Source organism: Bradyrhizobium sp. MI1.4 (assembly GCF_055811315.1).
Genome location: NZ_JBVVPP010000059.1, coordinates 1 through 2,737 on the forward strand (window position 1 = coordinate 1; position 2,737 = coordinate 2,737).

The window sequence follows — 2,737 nt, forward strand, 5'->3', positions numbered from 1 at the left end:
GTGCCGGACGGGCCGCAGGTGGTGGCGGGGGCGGTGGCGGCGCTGCTGGGCGCGGCGGTGCCGCAGCCGGCGGAGGCGCTGCCGGCGGATGGGGAGGTGCAGCTGCGGGCGGCGGTGCGGCCGGGCGCGCGGGCGCCGCAGGCGGCGCGGCCGCTGGTGGTCCCTTCGGCGGCTGCTTCGGTTTTCCGTCAGGGCCGGTCTCTTGTGGCTGCGCCTGCGCGACGACAAGCGGCGGCGCGCCTTGTGCATGCGATGCGGAGCTTGCGAATTGCATCGCGGTCAGAGCCGTGGTGGCAAGCAGCACGAAACGAAGGTTGGTCATGTGGTGAACTTCCCCGGAAGGTTCTTTGACGAAGTGTTCGGATGAACAGCTACGCGTTAGGCCGGATTGTGGCGGACGAAGCGGACGCGGCCCGATTTATTTCTGCACGCAAATCACCTCACTATGGTGACGTTCATTGCGCATTCAGACGCAGGTTGCAATTGCCTCGGATGTGATGCGTCGCCTCATGCGCGATCCCGCGGCGGACTTGCATCCGTCGCGGGATTCGGCGTGAGCGGTCCGTTCGGTCCGCGTGATGGAATCTCTTCAGGCATGCGGCCCGGCAATTCGTCGGGCGGCGCTGGCGAGCCGGGCTCGCGCACCGGCGGTGCGATTTCAGGCTGCGGATTGCTCGGCGGAATCCCCGGCGGCGGTTCGGTGGGCGTACCGGGCGTCGACGGCGGTATCTCGGGCGGCTCGATCGGCATTACATAGAGACCTTGCGGTTGTCGCCGAGATCGGGGCGCGTGTTGGTCACCGCCGCGGCCGCCATCTTCACATAGGAAATCACGGTGCCGGGCGAGTCCCAGAACTCGGCATCGTCAGGCGTGACCTTGAGCACGCGGATGTTCGGATCTTCCGCAGAGTCCCACCACGCCTTGGCCGGCGTCGAGAACAGCTCCTTGATCTTGGCACGGTCATTGGAGATCATTGCGGTGCCCGTCAGCGACACGTATTTCTGGCAGCCGGCATCTGCGAACGACAGGTTGATGGACGGATTGCGCGCGATCTCCTCGTCCTTGTGACGCCGCGCGTCGGTGAGGAAATAAATCGTGTTCGCGTTGCGGTCGAGATAGGCGCTCATCGGCCGCGCGCGGAGCTTGTCGCCATCGCGCGTCACCAGCATCGCGAATCCGATCGTCTTCATCAGATCCCATACGCGGTCGACGTCGCGGGCATTGTCGTTGGCCATGTCGTGCTCCTTCTTGCAAGGGACGACAACGGCGCGCGCGGAACGAGGTTCCGGCCGAAGGATGGAACTTATCTATTCCGGCGCGTGGCAAACCGCCTCGATGTTGTGTCCATCAGGGTCGAGCACGAAGGCGCCGTAATAGGTCGGATGGTAATGCGCCCGGATGCCCGGCGGCCCGTTGTCGCGCCCGCCCGCTGCAATCGCCGCCTTGTAGAACGCGTCTACCGTGGCGCGGTCCTTCGCCAGAATCGCGACATGCACCGGCTTGTTCAGCGCGCCCTCGCCGCCGATCCAGAAATCCGGCTTGCCGTCGGCGCCGAAGCCGGCGGCTGGATCGTGTCCGGTCTGCTCCTGCGTGACCTCCATGATCAGGCTGTAGCCGAGCGGCGCCAATGCCTTGGCGTAGAACGCCTTGGCGCGCTCATAGTCGGAGACCGGGAAGCCCATATGGTCGATCATTCGTAACCTCCGTTGTTCGTCGTCAGCGCGACAGGAACGTATTGCTCCGCGTCTTGCGCGCAACCACGAAACCGCGCGCGACCATGTCGGCGATACAATCGTCCCGCCATTCCTTTTGCGACAAATGCTCGATTACCACCGCGCGCGGCCATAGCAATTGCGGCGCGTCGCGGAAGAAGCCGATCAAAACGCGATCCTCGAAGCCCTCGACGTCGATCTTCAGCGCGTCCACCTTGGTGACGCCGGCGTCGCCGAGAATGCGCGTCAACCGCAGCGAGGGCACCTTGATGGCCTCCGCGCTGGCCGTGCCAGTGACGACATGCGTGGCACCGAGATTGCCGCCGCCGCTCTCGATCATCAGCTCGCCGTCGCTGTCGCCGGCGGCCGCCTGCACCAGGCGCACCTGCGTCGCTTTCGACGCGGCCTGGTTGAACGACAGCCGTCCAAACGTCATCGGATGCGGCTCGATGGCGATCACTTTGCCTGATGGCCCGACCTGTCGCGCCATCACCAGCGCGAAGGTGCCGACATTGGCGCCGACGTCGACGAACACGCCGCCCTCCGGGGTGTGCTGGCGCAGGAAGTCGAGCTCGTCGAGATTGTAATCGGGATTGAACAGCGCGCCGCGCTCGGTGGCGCTGCCCTGGTGATAGAAGCGGAACGATGCGCCCTGGTAATGCATGTCGATGGGGCCACCGCGCAGCAGGTTCACCAATCGCGACAGCCAGGGCCGGAACGCGCCGCGCTTCAGCCCCGATTGTGTCGCGAGGCGAATGATCGCGGCCTGCGCCGCGTTCGGCGCAAACGCGCCGAACGGCGCGGACGAAGGGGCATTATCGGTCGCCAAGTCAAAGTCCTCATTGCAAGCGGCGCATGCATAGCCGGTTTTGCCGGGGACTCCAACGCTCGATCCGGGCAACAATCTCTGGGTGGGGGGGGGGGGGGGGGGGGCGCCGGCGGGAAAAACAACCACACCACCCCCCCCCCCCCCGAGCCGGGAGGGCGGCGGCGGCGAGACGCGCCCCCGCCCGCGAGACGGGGCG

4 protein-coding genes and 1 pseudogene are annotated in these 2,737 nt (G+C 66.3%); all 5 read right to left on the reverse strand.

The window, feature by feature from the left end:
* Positions 1-322 (reverse strand): annotated as a pseudogene (locus tag AC0L23_RS34575) (OmpA family protein); the annotation flags it as partial.
* A gap of 185 nt (positions 323-507) precedes the next feature.
* On the reverse strand, positions 508-750 hold the full coding sequence (locus AC0L23_RS34580; protein WP_018459772.1) for a hypothetical protein: 243 nt from the start codon (positions 748-750) through the stop codon (positions 508-510).
* Positions 750-1,235: a pyridoxamine 5'-phosphate oxidase family protein gene (locus AC0L23_RS34585; RefSeq protein ID WP_085357606.1), complete on the reverse strand. Its 486-nt coding sequence runs from the start codon at positions 1,233-1,235 to the stop codon at positions 750-752. Before AC0L23_RS34585 ends, AC0L23_RS34580 begins: the two co-directional genes overlap by 1 nt.
* A gap of 72 nt (positions 1,236-1,307) precedes the next feature.
* Positions 1,308-1,694 (reverse strand): VOC family protein, encoded by a 387-nt coding sequence (locus AC0L23_RS34590; RefSeq protein ID WP_007598770.1) that lies wholly within the window; start codon positions 1,692-1,694, stop codon positions 1,308-1,310.
* 22 nt (positions 1,695-1,716) lie between these two features.
* Positions 1,717-2,541 carry an FkbM family methyltransferase gene (locus AC0L23_RS34595; RefSeq protein ID WP_085357604.1) on the reverse strand — a complete coding sequence of 275 codons (825 nt, stop codon included), beginning with the start codon at positions 2,539-2,541 and terminating at the stop codon, positions 1,717-1,719.
* Between the last annotated feature and the right edge of the window lie 196 nt (positions 2,542-2,737).

What these genes read in the sequence shown, in the direction of transcription:
- AC0L23_RS34590 (WP_007598770.1), bottom strand. Translation starts at nt 1,694, where the DNA reads ATGATCGACCATATGGGCTTCCCGGTCTCCGACTATGAGCGCGCCAAG.
- AC0L23_RS34585 (WP_085357606.1), bottom strand. Translation starts at nt 1,235, where the DNA reads ATGGCCAACGACAATGCCCGCGACGTCGACCGCGTATGGGATCTGATG.
- AC0L23_RS34580 (WP_018459772.1), bottom strand. Translation starts at nt 750, where the DNA reads ATGCCGATCGAGCCGCCCGAGATACCGCCGTCGACGCCCGGTACGCCC.